Genomic DNA, 19,600 nt, shown 5'->3' with positions numbered 1-19,600 from the left:
GGCCATAGATTAAATGTACATTGCTATAGGTATAATTTCAATTACAGGTCCATCAATTACTAGATTATTTGAATCATAATCTCTAATTAGGGCTGTGTCCTTTAGAAATCTATTTTTAAATTCTTTAAAATACTCCTCATTCAAATAATCAAAGTAGGTTCCACTGAGCATATTATTGTTAGTAATTTGATTTCCATTTGGGACTCTTGTCACTTTACCAAGAACAGTAATCCTAGCACCTTCAACATAGTCTAAATTATCTGCCATATGTTTTATCTCTAATGGCACTATAACTTTTGTATTGCTATTTGCTATAGTACCACTAATAAACTTGATACATTTCTCCGCTCTGCAGCATTCCATACCGTCTTTTAAAACTTTTAAAACTTGCCTTTTAACTTTATGTTCTTGAGTTTCATCGCCGTTTTCTAAGGGCTCCGGTGAAAATGCTAATTGCATTTCCATGACTCTAATTATATCTTCTATATACTCTAAAACTGGATTTTTATACAATTCTCCAGTAAACTGAACAAAATCAAATTCCTTTATATTTGCTACATCGTTCTCATTTGTTATGACTTTTAGCATGCTTTGCTCATTTAGCATGTTTTTTAATCTTGACAAAATTGTTATTACGATTGAAACCCTTTCTTCAATTTTCTGTGAAGTGAATTCATTTAGAAGTTGAACATTTAAGTCACCTTGCATTATTTTACCACAAGTGGCCTCATATAAGGGTGTAATTGCACTAACGGTCAATAGCTTTCTAGTACTTTCGCTTTTTATTTCGGCAAATTCCTCAATTACAACTGTATATAAATTGTTTATCATATCTCCATTAGTATATAAAGGTATTAGTGCTCTATTATCCATATTTACATATACCTCCAATAAAGTATCTTAAATTATACTTCTTACCTATCTTATACTAATTTAAAATAATTTAGAACAACTACTTATCATAAATTTTAATCCTGCCAGTTAAGTACACTATTTATCTTTTAGTAATACAGATTTTATAACTATAGTTTTGCCATACTTGAGCCTCAAATCATCTATAGTTTTGTCTATAGCTCTTTTCTTTTCAACGTATAAATTATCAACATCAAATATGGATATTTGTTTAAAATTACTCTCACATAAATTATTAAGAGAAACACCCAATAATCTTATTGGCTCTCCCTTCCATAATTCATCAAATAGTTTTTTTACTGTCTTTACTATTTCCTGCGTTAAATCTGTTGCACTTTTTAAAGTTATACTTTTAGAGTAATCAATAAATTCCTGATTTCTTATAGTTATTGATATAGAGTAGCAACACTTCTTTATATTCCTTAGTCTAGTAGATGTGTGCTCTACCAACTCTATTAATACTTTGTACGCTTCATTTTTATTTTTTATATCTTCAGATAGAGTAATTGAATTATTTATCCCTTTTAGTTCACGTTTATGAAATCTTACCCTTGAATTGTCTATACCATTCGCATATTCCCACATCATATGCCCACTGCTTTTAAAGTGGTATTCTAAAAACTTAACATCGTACTGAGCTAAATCCCCTATGGTAAATACATTTAAATTATTAAGCCTTGGAACAGTTCTTCTTCCAACCATGAAAAGTTCTCCAACTGGTAGATGCCACAACTTCTTCTTAATTTCATTTTTATAAAGCGTATGCACTTTATCAGGTTTCTCAAAATCGGATGCCATCTTAGATAAAAGTTTAACATCTGACATGCCTATATTTACTGTAAAACCTAATTCTTTCTTTATCCTGCCACTAATATCATAGGCTAACTTTAATGCGGCTTCTTTTGAAGTGTTATAACTTGTAACATCTAAAAAAGACTCATCTATTGAGAAATTCTCCACATAAGGTGTATAGTCTCCAAAAATTTTTCTCATATCACTGCTACATCTTTGGTATAATCTAAAATCTGGTGATACTACTACAAGATTGCTACATTTTTTTCTAGCACTAAATAAACTCTCTCCTGTTATTATTCCACTTTTCTTAGCTATCATAGATTTCGCAAGAACTACTCCTCTTCGTGACTCTTCATCCCCACCTATTACAGCTGCTATATTCCTTAAATCAATATCTGAGCCTTGCAGAAGTTTATCAGTAGCAGTCCAAGAAAGAAATGCTGAGTTAACATCTATATGAAATATAAGTTTTTCTTTATTTTTAACCATCTAATCTCATCCTTTATATAAAAATAATTCAATAAAATCTTACGACAGTATTTTGCCTATATTGAGCCAATTATAACTAATATTTTACACATAAATATATTATATATAATTTCACTGCAAAAAAGCAACCTATCCTTAATTAAAGAATAGATTGCTTTGAAAAACATTTTTAATGTACCGTATAAGTTAGCATAAGCATTATCCATTTACATGAGTATTATGCCTTAAAACTAGTTTTTATATATCCCTTTATTTCATCTGCATCTCCAAATGATAATACAGGTACTGACAGTTTTTTGCACTCTTCAAAGCTCGAATTTGTAATAGTTTTACGTGCTCTTAATATTGAAGAAGCACTCATGCTGAATTCATCCAGTCCAAATCCAAGTAGTACAGGAATAAGATTTGTATCTCCTGCCATTTCACCACACATATTTACTGTTATTCCAGCCTTGTGTCCATTATCTATAACAGTTTTAATTAGTCTTAAAACAGCTGGGTGATAAAAATCATATAAATATGATATTTTCTCATTCATTCTATCTACTGCTGTAGTATATTGGATTAAATCATTAGTACCAATGCTGAAGAAGTCTACCTCTTTTGCTAATATATCTGATATTATTGCAGCAGATGGTATTTCTATCATTATACCTACTTCTAGTTTTTCATCAAATACTACTCCTTCAGATTTTAATTCAGTTTTACACTGCTCGAGTATTTTTTTAGCCGTTCTTAATTCTTGAATATTACATATCATAGGAAACATGATTTTAAGCTTTCCATGTGCAGATGCTCTTACTAAAGCCCTTAATTGAGTTATAAATATGTCTGTTCTATCAAGACAAAGTCTTATAGCCCTATAGCCTAAAAATGGATTCATTTCCTCGTCCATTGGTAAATAATTTAGTTTCTTATCTCCACCAATATCTAAGGTTCTTATAATAACAGGTTTTCCATCCATCTTTTCTACAACTGACTTGTACTCGTTATACTGTTCTTCCTCTGTTGGAAGTGCATCCTTTGACATATATAAAAACTCTGTTCTAAATAATCCTATAGCTTCTGCTCCATTTTTTAAAACAGATTCTAAGTCTTCGGCCGATCCTATATTTGCAGCGAGTTCTACTGACTTGCCATCCACCGTAGTAGATTTCATAGTTGCATATTTAAGTAGCTGATGTTTAGCTTCGATGAAGTCTTCTCGGCGTTTTTCATAATCTTTTAAAGTCGCTTTGTCTGGATTAATGATAACTATACCTTCTTCTCCATCAACAACAATTAAGTCTCCGTCTTTAATTTCACGTATACCCTTACCTGCCCCTACAACTGCAGGCAACTCTAAAGAACGTGCAATAATTGAGGTATGAGCAGTTTTACCTCCTATTTCAGTTACAAAAGCTAAAACTTTAGCTTTATCAATTTGTGCTGTGTCTGATGGAGTAAGGTCCTTTGCAACTATTATACATTCTTCTTGAATATCTGCAATTGAAGCTACTTTTATTCCCATTAGTACATTTAACACTCTTTTGCTTACATCTCTGATATCAGCTGCTCTCTCAGTCATATATTCATTTTCCATTTGTTCGAATATAGCTGCTGTCTCCTGTGCTACGGTTTGTAGTGCATATTCAGCGTTGAATTTATCGTTTTCAATTTTCTTTTGAATAGAACCTATAAATTCAGGATCCTCGAGCATACATAAATGTGCTTCGAATATCTCTGCCTTTTCATCTCCAAGTTTTTCTTTTACACCTTCAACTACTTTTTGAAGCTGAGTAATTGATTCTTGCAATGCATTATTAAACCTATCTAATTCAATCTTTGAATCCTTAACCTTGCTCTCATTTATTTCTACGGCTTCTTCCCTAATAACTAATGCCCTACCTATCGCTATTCCAAGTGATGCACCAATTGCTTTTAACATATACATTCCTCCTATTTTAAAAGTCCTTGTTCAATAATTTTAACCATAGCAACTGTAGCTGCTTCTTCATCAGCACCAGTAGCTTTTATTATTAATTCATCATTTTTAACGGCTGCCATACACATTATGGCTACTATACTTTTTGCATTATACTCATTGCCATCTTTTACAATAAGAACTTCTGATTTAAACTTAGAAGCCTCTTTAACTACTGCTAATGCTGGCCTTGCATGTATTCCACTTTCACTTTTAACTATTGCTTTTTTTTCCATCATAATACTAACACCCCTATTTCTTTAGTTTAATTATTATTACATCGTTATTTTTTTCTACATTTCCTAAATTAAATTCAACAGATTCTATTATTTCATTATCTGTAACAACTAATACACTTAAGTTAGTTTTAGCTTTAGCTTTTATTAACTTATTGTCAAAAGTTAATAATTTATCTCCAGCTTTAACTTGCTGTCCCTTTTCAGTAAAAGATTCAAAGCCTTCACCTTTCATCTCTACTGTATCAATACCTATGTGAAGTAGTATTTCTAATCCTTCTTTACTCTTTAATATTAAGGCATGTTTTGTAGGGAACACTTGAAGAATTTCACCATCAATTGGTGCGTATAGTACTCCTTCAGTAGACTCAAATCCTATACCATTGCCTAACATTTTAGATGAAAAAACTTCATCAGGTATTTCCGATATGTCGAAACATCTTCCAACAACTGGAGACTTTATTATTATACTCTTTTCCTCTTTGTTTTTCTTGAAAAAATTAAACATTTTTATCATCCTCGCCTCTCTGTAAGGTAACTACCAATTACTAATTAATAGCTACATAAAATTTCTTAATTAACATTTTTAACCTTGAATTTTAACTTTTATATAAACATTAGTTTGTGCATTGTTAATAAATTCATTTTGAATACTCTTAAAAACAAAAGACATAAACTAATAAGATGCCATATTAGCATTTTATATGGTTCATGCCTGATCTAATCAGTAACACACCTAAATATTATAAACTTTTTTAGTTAGATTGCTTTAATCTATGAATATGCATAGAAATATATCCTACTTCATCTTCACAAACTTCCTTTAAAAGTTTTTTTGATATAAACTTACATACTTTTTTAGAAATTTCAAATTCTTCGCTCATTTGAGTTTTAACGGATTCCAATATTACATTTTTCATAACCTTATCACTTTCTATTCTGTCTAAAGCATACCTTAAATGAGATACTAGCCTAGCATACTCCATTGATTTTTGATTCGTCTTTATTCCAAGTAACTCTTGGATGTATTCCATTACTTCTTTAACAATTCTAGTATATTTAAGACTTTGAGAAACTTCTTCGTTAACTCTAGAAGAATGTATATGAAGAGTAATAAAACCGATTTCACTTTCTGGAAAAAGCACATTTAGTTTTTCTTTTATAAGTTTTGATGCTTTTTCAGCTATATTATATTCATTAGGATACAATGTCTGTATCTCATTTAGGAACGGATTAATTATATCAATTCCAACTTCCATTCTTTTCATTGCAAAACTAATATGATCAGCCAGACCAATATGTATACGAGAGGTTAACTTTTCGCCAAGCATATCTTCTGCTAGTGAAATAACTTCTTCAGTCACTGCTAATATTTTACCTTCTACATTCTTAACGATTTCTACATAGTTATCTTTTTCATTATCGTCAATTTTAATAAACTTCTGTTCTATATTACTTGCTTTAGTTATAAGTTCACCAGTTTTTTTACCAAACCCTATCCCTTTACCAAGAAGAATGTAAACATTATTGTCCTTTTCAGAAACAACAACATTACTACTAAGAGATTTTAATACCTTATAATTAATATCCATGTTAAAATTACCTCTCCTATATTTTAAAATACATTTTACAATTATTCAAGAGTTTTTTAAAAATATATTCTTAAAAGTTTAATAATTCGCGCTAATTTTGTAATATTATGTTTTCTATGAAACTTAAGCTTTTATTTTTTGCTTTATAATGTAATTTTTTTTCTGTAATATTTAAAATCATGACCTGATTGTTTTGCCCTTAAACTTTATTTCCATGTGCAATTATTTAATAATAGACATTAAACATCTAAATTATTAGCAATGTTTAGTAGGTCTTGAAATACATTCTTACCTCCTAAATAATTCAATATAAAAAATCGACTGGATAAAATATATTTTTACCCAGTCGCTCGATATTTTTCTTTAGTCATTCTCCTTATGGTAATCACCATTACATAATTATATTATTCATTTTTATTGAAAAACAGTGGTTATGAATATTTATGTCAAATTTATATGTTAATCATCTTTCTGCTAATACATTTCTGAGCGTCTTTGCAGTACTGCAAGCCCTGTGCGAACAATTTCCTTAATCCCATATGGTTTCATTAATTCAACGAATGCAGATACCTTCTCTTCATCCCCAGTTACTTCAATAATCATATTTTTAGGATTCATTTCTACAATATTAGCTCTGAATGTATTTACCACTTCTATAATAAGAGACCTTGTACTTTGCTCCGCACTTACTTTTATAAGTGCCAATTCTCTAGAAACTGATTTTTCAGGACATATCTCCAATATTTTTATTACATCTATCAATTTATTTAACTGTTTTACAATTTGCTCAATAATTTGCTCATCACCGCTCACAACAATTGTCGTACGTGAAATACTGGGGTCATCTGTAACACTAACAGTTAAGCTATCAATATTATATCCTCTTCGTGTAAATAAACCGGCCATTTTACTTAAAACCCCTGAATGATTTTCAACTAATATAGATAAAATGTATCTATTCATAACTTTTCATCCCCTTCTATAATGTACTCTCTTCTTCGCTTACAATACATTCTATCAAAAAAGTTTTGTTGCTAGCCATAGCTTCTTCAAGTGCTGCTTTTAATTCTGAATTAGAATTAACTTTTTTTCCACAAAATCCATAAGCTTCTACTAATTTAACAAAATTAGGATTTTCACATAAATTAACACCGTAAGTATTATTATAGACACTGCTCTGGTATTCACGAACCATACCAAGATGAAAATTGTTAAATAATAAAAATATTATGTTTAGATGATTTTGTGCAATCGTTCCTAGTTCTGACATACTCATCTGAAAACTGCCATCTCCCATTACTGCAACAACACGTCTATCAGGGAAAGCCAACTTACAACCAACCGACGCAGGAATGGAATATCCCATTGTTCCAAGGCCTCCACTTGTTAGAAATCTTCTATTACCAAGCATTTCAAGATAATGAGAAGTCCAGATTTGATTTTGTCCTACATCTGCAGTAACAATCGCATCATCTTCTATCATTTTTGAAAGTAGTTCTAAAGCATATTGTGGATTTACTTTTCCATTTGTTTCCCTAATTTTAACATATTGTTTTTTCCAACTTTGAATTTCGTCAAGCCATACTTTTGTATTAATTCCTGTTATTCCGTCAGTAAGATCTCCTAATATTTTTTTGCAATCTCCAACTACAGGAATAAGAGCACTAAGATTTTTACCTATTTCCGCTGGATCAACATCAATATGAATAATATCTGCCATTTTTCCAAAACTCTTAGATCCTCCAGTTGCTCTATCTGCAACTCTCGTACCCACAAGAATTAAAACATCAGCCTCAGCTACTGCTTTATTGGCATACTTAAAGCCATGAGACCCAATTAATCCAACATTATAAATAAATTTTGAAGGTATTCCATCCTTACCCATTAAGGTGTGTACCATTGGAATTTTAGATTTTTCTATAAATTTAATTAATTCCTTTTCAGCATTTGCAGACATAACGCCCCCACCTGCACAAATAAGAGGTCGTTTACTGTTTTTAATTTTTTCTATTGCTTTTTTTATTTGCCCCTTATGACCATTAACAGTAGGCTTGTATCCTCTTATATTTACTTCCTTAGGATATTCAAAATCAATTTCTGCATTTTGAATATCAAGAGGTATATCTACAAGTACCGGGCCCGGTCTTCCAGTTTTCGCTATATAAAATGCCTCTTTCATAATTCTAGGAATGTCCTTTGCGTCTTTAACAAGATAACTATGTTTTGTAAAAGAGTCTGTTGCACCAATAATATCTGCTTCTTGAAAAACATCTTTTCCAATTAAATCTGTTCGAACTTGTCCAGTAATTGCTACAATAGGAATAGAATCTGCATATGCAGTGGCTATACCCGTTATAAGGTTAATAGCTCCAGGTCCTGAAGTTGCAATACATACCCCAATCGATCTTGTTGACCTAGCATACCCACTTGCACCATGTCCTGCGGCCTGTTCATGTCTTACCAATATATGTTCTATATTGGATTTTCTTAAAGCTTCATATAAAGGCCCTACTGGAACACCTGGGTAACCAAATACTATTTTCACATTCTCTTTTTCTAGACATTGAATTATTGCATCAGCAGCTTTCATTTTCGTGCCCCCTTCAATTTAATATTCACTAAATATTGAATCCTGTATATGCATCTTTTTATTGTATGAATTGAATTTTGAGTATAAAAAAAAGACCTCTTCCCATTGGGGCGAAAAGTCTATCGCGGTACCACCCATTTTTATATCTTAATTAAATAACGACGTATACTTTATATACACCGGCACGGCTTACCTTATATGTTTTATACATAATATTATATATAATCACAATATAATTTCAGCTTACAACTCAAGGGTGAGTTTCAACATTAACTATTTATGGGTTTACAGCTTCCCCCACTCTCTGAGAAATATGAAGAATGTCTACTTTTTCCCTGTCACAGTTTTCACAATATTCAAATTTATTTTTCTATTTAGAATAGTATACTTTATCAGTTTTTATTTGTCAACTTTTTTATAATACCTGTGTATGATCTATCTATATGTTTACTTGTTCATTTAAATTAAAAAGTATTATAATTAATAATATTGTAATTACATTTATTTACATATATAATATACTTAATAACTAGTAAAAATTTTAATTACAGGGGTGATTTAATGAAAGCATTAAAAAAAGAGGTACTTCAGATAAGGGTTAGTGAGTTAGAAAAGTCAGTTATAAAAGATAAAGCAGAGTTGCTTGGATTATCTATAACAGAGTATGTAAAATTTTGTTGTATATTTAGCAATGCAACAGCTGAATTTATGAAAGATATGTTTGTCAATATAGCATCAACGTAAGAGTAATATTACTATAACCCCCGCAAAACAAATTCTTATAAACCCACTAAGTCATTTAAAAAAATAATTCATTATGTTTAATTTAAGCACAAAAAGGACTAACTAATATAAAAAATAATTTCTATATTAGTCAGTCCCATTTATTTAAATTTTAAGCCATAAACATTTTTATATCGTCTTCTACGCTTCCAATAGGAGCTATTCCAAAGTTTTCCACTAAGACATTAACAACATTTGGGGATAAAAATGCTGGTAATGTTGGTCCTAAGTGAATATTTTTAACGCCTAGGTGAAGTAATGCTAATAATACTATTACAGCCTTTTGTTCATACCACGCAATATTGTATGTTATTGGTAATTCATTGATATCAGATAATCCAAACACTTCTTGTAACTTCATTGCAATAACAACTAATGAATATGAATCATTACATTGTCCTGCATCTAAAACTCTAGGAATTCCACCAATATCTCCGAGTTCTAATTTATTGTATCTATATTTTGCACAACCTGCAGTTAAAATAACTGTATCCGTTGGTAATTCTTTTGCAAAGTCAGTATAATATTCGCGGCCTTTCATTCGTCCATCACAACCAGCCATTACAAAGAATCTCTTAATTGCTCCTGTTTTAACTGCTTCTACAATCTTGTCCGCGAGTGCTATTACTTGATTATGAGCAAATCCTCCAACTATTTCTCCCCTTTCGATTTCAGTTGGTGCACTACACTTCTTTGCATGGTTTATTATATCTGAGAAATCCTTTGGGGCTCCATCTTTTCCATCAGCTATATGATTCAATCCAGCATATCCAGTTGCTCCAGTTGTATAAACTCTTTCTTTATAAGAATCCTTTGGAGGAGTAATACAGTTTGTTGTCATGAGTATTGGTCCATTAAAACTTTCAAACTCTGAATTTTGCTTCCACCATGCATTTCCATAATTACCTACAAGGTGAGTGTATTTCTTGAAAGCTGGGTAATAGTTAGCTGGTAACATCTCACTATGAGTATATACATCTACTCCTGTGCCTTCTGTTTGCTTTAATAATTCTTCCATATCCTTTAAATCATGTCCACTAATTAATATTCCTGGGTTGTTACGAACTCCTATGTTTACTTTTGTAATTTCTGGATTTCCGTAAGTAGTAGTATTAGCTCCATCGAGTAGCGCCATAGCATCTACACCATATTTACCACACTCTAGTGTTAATGCAACTAATTGATCAACTGATAAACTATCATCAGTAATTTGAGCTAATCCTTTTTGCATAAATGAATATAATTCGTTGTTTTCAAATCCTAAGTTATATGCGTGGTCAGCATAAGCTGCCATCCCTTTAATACCATAAGTTACTAGTTCTCTTAAAGATCTTACATCCTCATTTTCTGTATCAAGAACTCCAACTTTTATTGACTTACTCTCAAATTCTTCAGAAACACCTGTCCATGTTGCACATTCTGGAAAGCTTTCATCTAATACTCCACCAGCATTAACTAGTTCAGCCTTAATAACTTCACGTAATTCTAAGGCTTTTGTTATAGCTTCTATGAATCTAACTTTATTAAAATTTGCATTTGTTATAGTCATAAATAATCCGTTTACTACAAATTCATTTATTTCTTTATTTTCTACTCCAATTTCCCTTGCTCTTGTGCTATAAATTGATATTCCTTTTAAAACATAGATTAATAAATCCTGCAGATTAGCTACATCATCTGTTTTACCACAAACTCCTCTTATTGTGCAGCCTGTTCCCTTTGAAGTTTCTTGACATTGATAACAAAACATACTCATTGTAATTCCCCCTATTATTTTTGGATAGATAACTATTTATATAATTATCTTCCTTCTATTAAAATTACTAATTTGATCATTTAACATCAACATAAGTAATTTAACCTTCCGATGAACTAACTTCATTATACTTTCACACAGATTAAAAGTCGGTAACAAATGTTACTTAAATAGAATTTTATAATTTATGTCTTACAATAAATATCTATTTTTATATCAATATAAATATCACCTTTACATGTATTATCTTTACATTGAAGTTTCTCTTTTAATAAGGTATCATTGTTTTATGAAAATAATAGGAAAAGGAGTAAATAATGTGAAAATTGGGAATGTAAATAAATTAGTAAAAACAAGCCTCTTTCTCGCACTTGCTATAGTTTTTCAGGTTCTCGGAAAAGCTGAACCTCAAATAAGCCAAATATTTGTTGGCCCAGCTGTTAATGCAATACTTATACTCACGGCTATAATATGCGGTGGTAGTTATGGAATACTAGTAGGTTCTCTAACCCCATTCCTCGCTTATCTAACTGGTCAACTTGCCAGTGCACTGGGCCCTTTCATCCCCTTTATAATTATTGGGAATATACTATTTGTTCTTAGCTTTATAATTATAAGTAAGCGAGGTAATTATGGCAAATATCTGGGGATCATAATTGGAGCTTTTATAAAATACATATTTTTATCATTTTCAGCCTCAAAGCTTATACCCATATTTAATTTAAATATACCTGCAAAAATAGTTAATAAGTTAATTCTTACTATGGGAATACCTCAGCTAATAACTGCACTTATTGGTGGATGTATTGCATTAATTCTAATAAGAATTTTAAGGAAAAGAAAGGTTTATATGTAGCTCTATCCATATTACACTTTCTTTTATATGTTTTAAAATATGATGAACAATCTTCGAAAACTTAAATAAATTAACACAAACTGTTGAAACTTAACACCATCTTAACATTACTATGATAAGATTTCTTCTGAATAGTGTTTTTAAGAGGAGTGTTAATGTGGATTACAAGATGATTTTTCAGCTTTTAGGTGGTTTAGGACTGTTTGTCTATGGAATGAAGCTTATGGGGGATGGTCTCCAAAAGGCTGCAGGAGAAAAGTTAAAAAGAATGCTAGAAATACTAACTAGCAATAGGTTTTTCGCCGTAATTGTTGGTGCAGGTGTAACTGCTATTATTCAAAGTAGTAGTGCTACTACTGTAATGACTATAGGTTTTGTAAATGCGGGGCTTATGAATTTGTTTCAAGCTGCCGGCGTTATCATGGGTGCAAATATTGGCACTACAATGACAGCTCAACTTATAGCCTTCAAACTTACAGACATCGCACCATTTATTCTCGCAATAGGTGCCGCTTTAGTTTTATTTAGCAAGAAGAAAAAAACTAACGACATTGGCGAGATTGTTTTAGGTTTCGGTATATTATTTGTTGGTATGTCAATGATGGAAACTGCTATGAAGCCTTTAGGTGAATTAGATAGCTTTAAAAATCTTATTCTAGTTTTAGGAAAACACCCATTCATGGGAGTTCTAGTCGGTCTTTGTATGACAGCAACAATTCAAAGTAGTAGTGCTACTATTGGAATATTAATGGCACTTGCTTCAAATAGCAGTATTTCGCTTGCTGTTGCACTTCCTATACTTTTCGGAGATAATATTGGGACCTGTGCTACTGCTCTACTCGCTAGTATAGGAACCACTAAAAATGCTAAGCGAGCAGCGTTTATACATTTGATCTTTAACTTTACAGGCACAGTAATATTTATGCTAGCTTTCAAGTTAGTATTAAAAATTGTTCCAATGTTTGGTGGAGATGTTCAAAGACAAATAGCAAATGCTCACACCTTGTTTAATGTAACAAATGTATTTATACAAATTTGGTTTATCGGTACTTTAGTTAAAATTGTTAACAAATTAGTGCCTGGAGAGGATGAAAAATCATCTGCTCTTGTACTCGAGTACCTAGATAGAAGACTTTTAGAAACCCCGTCGATTGCAGTTGGACAAGTTATTAAAGAAGTTACTAGAATGGGTAAATTATCCTCCCAAAATCTTTCTAATTCAATGCAAGCTTTTTTAAATTCTGATGAAGATAAGATGAACTTAGTTATTAATAATGAGGTTACAATAAATTATCTTAATAGAGAAATAACTAGTTATATGGTGTCTCTTTCAAGCATGCCTCTATCAGAACGTCAATCTGATATTATCACTTCACTATTTAATGTAGTAAATGATATAGAGAGAATTGGAGATCATGCTGAAAACCTAGGTGAGCTAGCTAGAAGCAGGTTGGATCATAAAATAGTTTTTTCAGAAAAAGCAATATCTGATGTTACATATATGTTTGAAACTGTAAAATACTGCGTTGATAACGCAATAACTGCTTTAGAAAATTCTGACTTAGAATCTGCCCGTAAAGCTATGAAAGTAGAAAAAGAGATAGATAAAATGGAAAGAAAACTAAAAAAAGAACATATAACTAGATTAAGTAGCCATGAATGTACTCCAAAGGGTAGCTCTGTGTATCTAGAACTATTAACCAATCTTGAAAGAGTGGGCGACCATTCAAACAATATTGCACAAATGGTAATTGGTTCTAACTAATTTCTGTAACTAACATATTCAACACGGTATGAAACACCTTCCTAATATCATGTAAAAAGATTCCACTTCTTAGTATAAATCTTTTTACATATTTCTTTATCTATTGACAATATCCTACATATTGTTTATAATATATATATGGTTTCTAACTTTAAAGGAGGAAAAATTATGATATTTTCAAGTTGGTTCAAAAACAGAAAAAAAGAAATGCAAAGAAAGTCAAAAATTAAAACTGTGAAAAAAGTAATTTTTGGTACTGCAGCTGGAAGTCTTGGCGGTTTACTCGGAGGTATGCTTTTTTCACCGAAATCTGGTAAAGAAAATAGGAAAGATATTGCTAGTTCATCAAAAGATATTACAAACAATATTAAAGAAAAAACTACAGTACTTAAGCAAACTATTGACAATAAAGTCACTAATGCTAAAGATAGCGTAACAGACGCTAAAGCAAAAATCTCTGAATACTTAAATGAAAAGAAAACTTCTAAAGAAATAACTGAAACAAATGATATTGTAACTGATGAAGATACATTGTCTCCTGACGTAAATGAAAAAAAGAATAAGAAATAATTAAAGAATAGTGGTGCTATTAATGTATGTTGATATATTTAAAGTAGGACAAGGTTTATTTATTTTTCTTGGTTTAACACTTTTGATTATACTTATAATCGGATTGTTAAAACTTATTAAAACCATATCAAGTGTAAACTTGATTATTAAAAAGAACGAAGAAAATATTGATGAAATATTAGATGTTTTACCAAAAACATTTAAAAATTGGTTCGATATAACTGATAATGTAAAAGATGTCACTGAAGTAGTAGTTAAGATAACTGGTAGTGCACTTGAGTCAACAGATTCATTTAAAAGATACTTAGTTTACATAGTAGATATTTTAACTATTATAAAAAACATATTTACAAGTAAAAAGTAGGAAATTTTCCTTAAGTAGTAGGAGTAATCTCCTACTTTTTTTTATACCCTATTTTCACATTATAAAGATATTAAGTTCCATTATTATAATGTATTTTATTTGAAATGGTGTGGTATAATATATTCAATATATAATATTTTGTAAATGGAGGCATTAATATGGATATGAAATGGAGTTTAAATGAGCTCTACACATCCTTTAACAGCAAAGAATGTAAAGAAGATATGATTTGTTTTAAAAAGTCTATAGAACATATAAGCGAGTGGACACATCAAAATTGTAACACTTCTAATAACACTAAAGAAAAAATTGAAGAGTACATTACTTTTGAGAACAAATTTAGTGACCTTGTAAATAAGCTTTATAATTATGCAGAATTATGCTTAAGTGTAGATACCAAAAATATTCAGGCGAGCAAAATATCCGAAAAAATGGCATCACAACTATCTGCATTAGCTAAACCCTCTACTATTTTTGCGAAATGGCTAAACTCAATAGAAAACTTAGAAATTATAATAGAAAGTTCTCCCCTTCTAAAGTCACACAGTTATTATTTAATTGACTTAGCTAATAATGCAAAATATTTGCTTAGTGACACCGAGGAAGAGCTTATGGCTAAAATGAAAAATAGTGGGTCTAATGCCTGGTCTAAACTTCAAAACATACTTACATCAACTTTACTTGTTGATATTACTGTAGACGGTTCTGTTAAGAAACTTCCACTATCTATGGTTAGAAATATGGCCTATGATAAAGATAACAATATACGCAAAAATGCATATGAAGCTGAACTTAAATCTTATGATATTATTGCTGAGTCCTCCGCTGCTGCACTTAATGGTATTAAAGGAGAAGTTATTACTCTAAGTAAGGCTCGTGGATATGAATCTCCGCTCCATAATGCTCTTTTAAATTCAAGGATGGATAAAGAAACTTTAGATGTTATGCTCCTTGCTATGATGGAAAGCCTCCCAGTTTTTGAAAAATACTACAGAAAAAAAGCTGAACTATTAGGCTATTCTGAAGGTCTTCCTTTTTATGAATTATTTGCACCAATCGGAAAAGTAAATATGAGCTTTTCTATCGATGAGGCAAGAGAGTTTGTAGTTAAAAATTTTGCTACCTTTAGTAATAAGCTTGCAAACTATGCTGATAATGCTTTTTCTCATAACTGGATTGACTCCCAGCCTAGAGAGGGTAAATTAGGTGGTGCTTTTTGTGCTAACCTTCATAGCATTAAAGAAAGCAGAATTCTATCTAACTTCACAGGTAGTTTTAATGATGTTTCAACTCTTGCTCACGAACTAGGTCATGGATATCATGGTTTATGTTTATCAGACGAATCTGCATTAAATAGTGATTATCCTATGCCTATTGCAGAAACTGCGTCTATCTTTTGTGAAACAATAATAAGTAATGCAGCACTAGCTAATGCTACTAAAGAAGAAGCAATTGTTATATTAGAAAATGATATATCTAGCAATGCTCAAGTTATTGTAGATATTTTGAGCCGTTATATATTTGAAACTGAAATCTTTAAACAACGCGACGATAGTTCTCTTTCTGTAAGTGAATTAAAAGAAATCATGATAGGATCTCAGAAAAAAGCCTATGGCAGAGGTCTAGATCATAATTTTCTACATTCATGTATGTGGATTTGCAAACCTCATTATTATGATGCCGCTAGTAACTTTTATAATTTTCCTTATGCTTTTGGTTTATTGTTTTCTAAAGGATTATATGCAAAATATCTAAAAATGGGTGACTCATTTGTAACTGATTATGATGCCTTGCTTTCGTCTACCGGAAAAAACAATTTAGTAGATGTTGCAAAAATGATGGATGTAGACATTCATTCTATTGATTTTTGGAGAAGTTCTCTAAATCTTATATCACAAGATATAGAGAACTTTGTTAATATGTAATATTAAAGAAAAAGTAGACAATATAAACTAGGTTTATATTGTCTACTTTTTCTTTAGGATTCTTTCTATAATAATTAGTTAGATACATTATTTTTCTCTACTTTTTAACTTATTTAGTCGTTCTTTAATTTTTTTTTCATACCCATTCTCAGAAACATCATAGTAGTTCGTTCCTAGTAATTCATCGGGCAAATATTGCTGAGCTACATAATTTCCTTCATAAGAGTGTGGATACAAATATTCTACATACCCTACTTTTTTTGCACCACTATAATTTTGGTCCCTTAAATGAGGTGGTACATTCCCAATATTTTTTTCCTCAATATCTTTAAGTGCATTATTAATAGCCATGTAAGAAGCATTACTTTTAGGCGCCGAAGCTATATAAATTGCAGCTGATGCTAATATAATTCTTGCCTCTGGCATTCCTACAAAACGAACTGCCTCCGCCGCATTATTTGCTACAATTAACGCAAGAGGATCTGCATTCCCCACGTCCTCAGATGCAGCAATTACAATTCTCCTTGCAATAAATTTAGGATCTTCTCCAGCATATATCATCCTAGCGAGGTAATGCACTGTAGCGTCCGGGTCGGAGCCTCTCATACTTTTAATAAAAGCGGAAATTACATCATAATGTTCGTCTCTGTTCTTATCATATTTTATATGTTTTTTTTGTAGGCAATCCTCTGCTACTTCAAGTGTTATATTAATCTTGCCATCCTCATCTCTATCCGTAGTAAGTACAGATAACTCTAAGGCATTAAGCGCACGCCTTGCATCCCCATTTGCCATATTTGCAATATAACTTATAGCTTCTTTCTTCATGCAAATATTAGTCTTACCAAAACCTGCCTCTTTATCTTCAATAGCCCTTGTTATAATCATTTCAATATGTTCTTCCTTTAATGGTTCTAATTTAAATAACATAGACCTAGATATTAATGCATTATTTATTTCAAAATATGGATTTTCTGTGGTTGCCCCAATTAAAATTAATATCCCCTTCTCAACAAAAGGTAATAAAGCATCCTGTTGAGCTTTGTTAAATCTATGAATTTCATCTATAAATAATATTGTTTTAGTATTGTACATACCTAAATTGTTTTTTGCTGTAGCCACTACTTCCCTTAACTCCTTAAGCCCATCTGTTACTGCATTAAGCCTAACGAAATTAGATTTTGTAGAATTTGCAATAACTTTAGCCAAGCTTGTTTTTCCTGTACCTGGTGGACCATAAAGTAGTAATGAAGTTATCTTATCAGCCTTTATGGCTCTCCATAAAAGTTTACCTTTTCCTAAAATATGCTCTTGCCCTACATAGTCTTCTAAACTGCCAGGTTTTTGTCTTTCAGCGAGAGGTGCATCTTTCAGTAAATTTTTTTGTGCTTGTAATTCGAACATGTCCATATAATCACCTTTAAATCTTTCATTTTGTTTACCTTATTATATCTCATTTTATTTTTTTATTCAATAATAAAAGCCCCACTATGATTTTTCATTTACCAATTCCTTCATTTTTCTGTATATTTTTATTGCTTTGCAATTAAATTTCTGATAAACTAGCATATGTGTATATTGGCAATATTTTTTAATATTTTTCAGACATTTTGAAAATATTCATGGCATCTGTACCTAATTTCTTTATATTAGATGTCTAAATAACAGAAGAAGGGAGTCCCTATGAAAAAATTTAATTTATCAACGAAAATTCTTCTTGCAATGTTTGTAGGAATGATTATTGGATTACTATTTAATGCTGAAATTAATATTCTACCTCAAAGTTTGTACAAGCCCCTCGAAACTTATGCATTAGCTCCTATTGGAACAATGTTTATAAATGCAATTAAAATGCTTGTAGTACCAATGGTTTTTGTATCCTTAGTAAACGGTGTTGCGCAAATGGGGGATATAAAAAAATTAGGACGTGTTGGTGGAAAAACTATTGGTTTATACCTTATTACAACAGCGCTTGCTATTACAATAGGTATTTCTCTAGCTCTTCTAATAAATCCAGGTTCTAATAGTTCATTAGCTACTGGAAATCTTACATTTAAGGTAAAAGAAGCAGTTCCAATTATGGACATGATTATAGATATGGTTCCTACTAATCCACTCAAAGCGATGGTTGATGGGAATATGCTTCAAGTTATCGTATTTAGTTTGCTACTTGGCGTTGCTATACTTAGTATCGATAAAGAAAAATCTAAGATAATATTGGGCCTATTTGATGCCCTTAATGATGCCATAATAAAAATAATTGATTACATTATGCTATGCGCTCCACTTGGGGTATTTTGCTTAATAACTAAAGTACTAGCTACCCTTGGTCTAAGTTCCCTTGTTAATTTAGGTCTTTATATGATAACTATTTTAATAGCTTTAGCTGTTCATTTGATATTTGTTTATACCCTATTTTTATATGGTTTTACAAAATTAAATCCTATTACTTTTTACAAGAAATTTTGGCCAGTGATGTCTATAGCCTTTAGTACTTCAAGTTCTAACGCCACCCTTCCCGTTAACATGGAGGTTGTTGAAAAGGACTTTGGAGTTAAAAAAAGCATTTTAGGATTTACATTACCACTAGGTGCAACAGTAAATATGGATGGAACAGCCATAATGCAAGGGGTTGCAACAATTTTTATATCTCAACTTTATAATACAAATCTATCATTCACCCAAATACTCACTGTAATATTTACTGCTACCTTAGCATCTATTGGTACTGCGGGTGTTCCAGGGGTTGGTATGATTACTCTTGCTATGGTACTTGAGTCAGTAGGACTACCAATTGAAGGAATAGCTCTTATTATAGGAGTTGATAGAATTCTTGATATGTGTCGTACCGTTGTAAACATAACTGGTGATGCAGTTGTTACAATGATTGTGGCAACTGGAGAAAACGAAATAGATACTGATGTATTTCACAGTAAAGAATCAACTTATGTTAAGAAAGCTGCAATCACCAAAGAAACATAGATATTAAACCAAATTTCTGATA

17 protein-coding genes and 1 other annotated feature are annotated in these 19,600 nt (G+C 31.1%); of the genes, 7 read left to right on the top strand and 10 right to left on the bottom strand.

Going from position 1 to position 19,600, the window contains the following annotated elements:
- Positions 1–9: 9 nt before the first annotated feature.
- From LGK95_RS09455 to ilvB, 8 genes are all read right to left on the bottom strand, one after another.
- Positions 10–873, bottom strand: coding sequence for a DUF6414 family protein (locus LGK95_RS09455; protein WP_226124405.1), 864 nt, complete (start codon positions 871–873; stop codon positions 10–12).
- 117 nt (positions 874–990) lie between these two features.
- Positions 991–2,196 (bottom strand): DNA polymerase Y family protein, encoded by a 1,206-nt coding sequence (locus LGK95_RS09450; protein ID WP_226124403.1) that lies wholly within the window; start codon positions 2,194–2,196, stop codon positions 991–993.
- A gap of 217 nt (positions 2,197–2,413) precedes the next feature.
- A complete protein-coding gene (gene ptsP / locus LGK95_RS09445) occupies positions 2,414–4,123 on the bottom strand; it encodes a phosphoenolpyruvate--protein phosphotransferase (RefSeq protein ID WP_226124401.1) in 1,710 nt (569 codons plus the stop codon).
- Between the two features lie 11 nt (positions 4,124–4,134).
- Complete coding sequence (locus LGK95_RS09440) at positions 4,135–4,398, bottom strand: HPr family phosphocarrier protein (RefSeq protein ID WP_226124400.1); 264 nt, start codon at positions 4,396–4,398, stop codon at positions 4,135–4,137.
- Between the two features lie 13 nt (positions 4,399–4,411).
- A complete protein-coding gene (locus LGK95_RS09435; protein ID WP_226124398.1) occupies positions 4,412–4,903 on the bottom strand; it encodes a PTS sugar transporter subunit IIA in 492 nt (163 codons plus the stop codon).
- Between the two features lie 247 nt (positions 4,904–5,150).
- Positions 5,151–5,987, bottom strand: coding sequence for a PRD domain-containing protein (locus LGK95_RS09430; RefSeq protein WP_226124396.1), 837 nt, complete (start codon positions 5,985–5,987; stop codon positions 5,151–5,153).
- Positions 5,988–6,461: 474 nt separating this feature from the next.
- Positions 6,462–6,950, bottom strand: a complete 489-nt coding sequence (ilvN, locus tag LGK95_RS09425) for an acetolactate synthase small subunit (RefSeq protein ID WP_226124395.1) — start codon at positions 6,948–6,950, stop codon at positions 6,462–6,464.
- A gap of 16 nt (positions 6,951–6,966) precedes the next feature.
- Positions 6,967–8,577 (bottom strand): biosynthetic-type acetolactate synthase large subunit, encoded by a 1,611-nt coding sequence (ilvB, locus tag LGK95_RS09420; RefSeq protein WP_226124394.1) that lies wholly within the window; start codon positions 8,575–8,577, stop codon positions 6,967–6,969.
- A gap of 103 nt (positions 8,578–8,680) precedes the next feature.
- Positions 8,681–8,928: a binding site (T-box leader), on the bottom strand.
- A 210-nt stretch (positions 8,929–9,138) separates the two neighbouring features.
- Between ilvB and LGK95_RS09415 the strand changes: the two genes are divergently transcribed.
- On the top strand, positions 9,139–9,321 hold the full coding sequence (locus LGK95_RS09415) for a plasmid mobilization protein (protein ID WP_226124393.1): 183 nt from the start codon (positions 9,139–9,141) through the stop codon (positions 9,319–9,321).
- Positions 9,322–9,472: 151 nt separating this feature from the next.
- On the opposite strand, the gene hcp is transcribed toward LGK95_RS09415, so the two are convergent.
- Entirely contained in the window at positions 9,473–11,116 is a 1,644-nt protein-coding gene (gene hcp / locus LGK95_RS09410; protein WP_226124392.1) for a hydroxylamine reductase, read from the bottom strand.
- Positions 11,117–11,405: 289 nt separating this feature from the next.
- Here hcp and LGK95_RS09405 point away from each other — a divergent pair, with 289 nt between their 5' ends.
- From LGK95_RS09405 to LGK95_RS09385, 5 genes are all read left to right on the top strand, one after another.
- Entirely contained in the window at positions 11,406–11,972 is a 567-nt protein-coding gene (locus tag LGK95_RS09405) for an ECF transporter S component (RefSeq protein ID WP_226124391.1), read from the top strand.
- A gap of 169 nt (positions 11,973–12,141) precedes the next feature.
- Positions 12,142–13,737 (top strand): Na/Pi cotransporter family protein, encoded by a 1,596-nt coding sequence (locus tag LGK95_RS09400; protein ID WP_226124508.1) that lies wholly within the window; start codon positions 12,142–12,144, stop codon positions 13,735–13,737.
- Between the two features lie 168 nt (positions 13,738–13,905).
- Positions 13,906–14,307, top strand: a complete 402-nt coding sequence (locus LGK95_RS09395; protein WP_226124390.1) for a YtxH domain-containing protein — start codon at positions 13,906–13,908, stop codon at positions 14,305–14,307.
- Between the two features lie 22 nt (positions 14,308–14,329).
- Complete coding sequence (locus LGK95_RS09390; RefSeq protein ID WP_226124389.1) at positions 14,330–14,671, top strand: hypothetical protein; 342 nt, start codon at positions 14,330–14,332, stop codon at positions 14,669–14,671.
- Between the two features lie 158 nt (positions 14,672–14,829).
- On the top strand, positions 14,830–16,596 hold the full coding sequence (locus LGK95_RS09385; RefSeq protein WP_226124387.1) for a M3 family oligoendopeptidase: 1,767 nt from the start codon (positions 14,830–14,832) through the stop codon (positions 16,594–16,596).
- 87 nt (positions 16,597–16,683) lie between these two features.
- Here the strand turns inward: LGK95_RS09385 and LGK95_RS09380 are convergent, their stop codons facing one another.
- Positions 16,684–18,000, bottom strand: a complete 1,317-nt coding sequence (locus LGK95_RS09380) for a replication-associated recombination protein A (protein WP_449727677.1) — start codon at positions 17,998–18,000, stop codon at positions 16,684–16,686.
- 279 nt (positions 18,001–18,279) lie between these two features.
- Between LGK95_RS09380 and LGK95_RS09375 the strand changes: the two genes are divergently transcribed.
- Positions 18,280–19,578, top strand: a complete 1,299-nt coding sequence (locus LGK95_RS09375) for a dicarboxylate/amino acid:cation symporter (protein ID WP_226124383.1) — start codon at positions 18,280–18,282, stop codon at positions 19,576–19,578.
- The last annotated feature ends 22 nt before the right edge of the window (positions 19,579–19,600 follow it).

The organism is Clostridium algoriphilum, from assembly GCF_020443705.1.
GTDB classification, from domain to species: domain Bacteria; phylum Bacillota; class Clostridia; order Clostridiales; family Clostridiaceae; genus Clostridium_AD; species Clostridium_AD algoriphilum.
Note: the sequence above shows the minus strand (reverse complement) of the source record. Positions and strands in the feature narration are given on the sequence as shown.

What these genes read in the sequence shown, in the direction of transcription:
- LGK95_RS09385 (WP_226124387.1), top strand. Translation starts at nt 14,830, where the DNA reads ATGGATATGAAATGGAGTTTAAATGAGCTCTACACATCCTTTAACAGC.
- ptsP (WP_226124401.1), bottom strand. Translation starts at nt 4,123, where the DNA reads ATGTTAAAAGCAATTGGTGCATCACTTGGAATAGCGATAGGTAGGGCA.
- LGK95_RS09430 (WP_226124396.1), bottom strand. Translation starts at nt 5,987, where the DNA reads ATGGATATTAATTATAAGGTATTAAAATCTCTTAGTAGTAATGTTGTT.
- LGK95_RS09455 (WP_226124405.1), bottom strand. Translation starts at nt 873, where the DNA reads ATGGATAATAGAGCACTAATACCTTTATATACTAATGGAGATATGATA.
- LGK95_RS09415 (WP_226124393.1), top strand. Translation starts at nt 9,139, where the DNA reads ATGAAAGCATTAAAAAAAGAGGTACTTCAGATAAGGGTTAGTGAGTTA.
- LGK95_RS09450 (WP_226124403.1), bottom strand. Translation starts at nt 2,196, where the DNA reads ATGGTTAAAAATAAAGAAAAACTTATATTTCATATAGATGTTAACTCA.
- LGK95_RS09375 (WP_226124383.1), top strand. Translation starts at nt 18,280, where the DNA reads ATGAAAAAATTTAATTTATCAACGAAAATTCTTCTTGCAATGTTTGTA.
- LGK95_RS09400 (WP_226124508.1), top strand. Translation starts at nt 12,142, where the DNA reads ATGATTTTTCAGCTTTTAGGTGGTTTAGGACTGTTTGTCTATGGAATG.
- LGK95_RS09440 (WP_226124400.1), bottom strand. Translation starts at nt 4,398, where the DNA reads ATGATGGAAAAAAAAGCAATAGTTAAAAGTGAAAGTGGAATACATGCA.
- LGK95_RS09395 (WP_226124390.1), top strand. Translation starts at nt 13,906, where the DNA reads ATGATATTTTCAAGTTGGTTCAAAAACAGAAAAAAAGAAATGCAAAGA.
- ilvB (WP_226124394.1), bottom strand. Translation starts at nt 8,577, where the DNA reads ATGAAAGCTGCTGATGCAATAATTCAATGTCTAGAAAAAGAGAATGTG.
- LGK95_RS09390 (WP_226124389.1), top strand. Translation starts at nt 14,330, where the DNA reads ATGTATGTTGATATATTTAAAGTAGGACAAGGTTTATTTATTTTTCTT.
- LGK95_RS09435 (WP_226124398.1), bottom strand. Translation starts at nt 4,903, where the DNA reads ATGTTTAATTTTTTCAAGAAAAACAAAGAGGAAAAGAGTATAATAATA.
- LGK95_RS09405 (WP_226124391.1), top strand. Translation starts at nt 11,406, where the DNA reads ATGAAAATAATAGGAAAAGGAGTAAATAATGTGAAAATTGGGAATGTA.
- ilvN (WP_226124395.1), bottom strand. Translation starts at nt 6,950, where the DNA reads ATGAATAGATACATTTTATCTATATTAGTTGAAAATCATTCAGGGGTT.
- hcp (WP_226124392.1), bottom strand. Translation starts at nt 11,116, where the DNA reads ATGAGTATGTTTTGTTATCAATGTCAAGAAACTTCAAAGGGAACAGGC.
- LGK95_RS09380 (WP_449727677.1), bottom strand. Translation starts at nt 18,000, where the DNA reads ATGTTCGAATTACAAGCACAAAAAAATTTACTGAAAGATGCACCTCTC.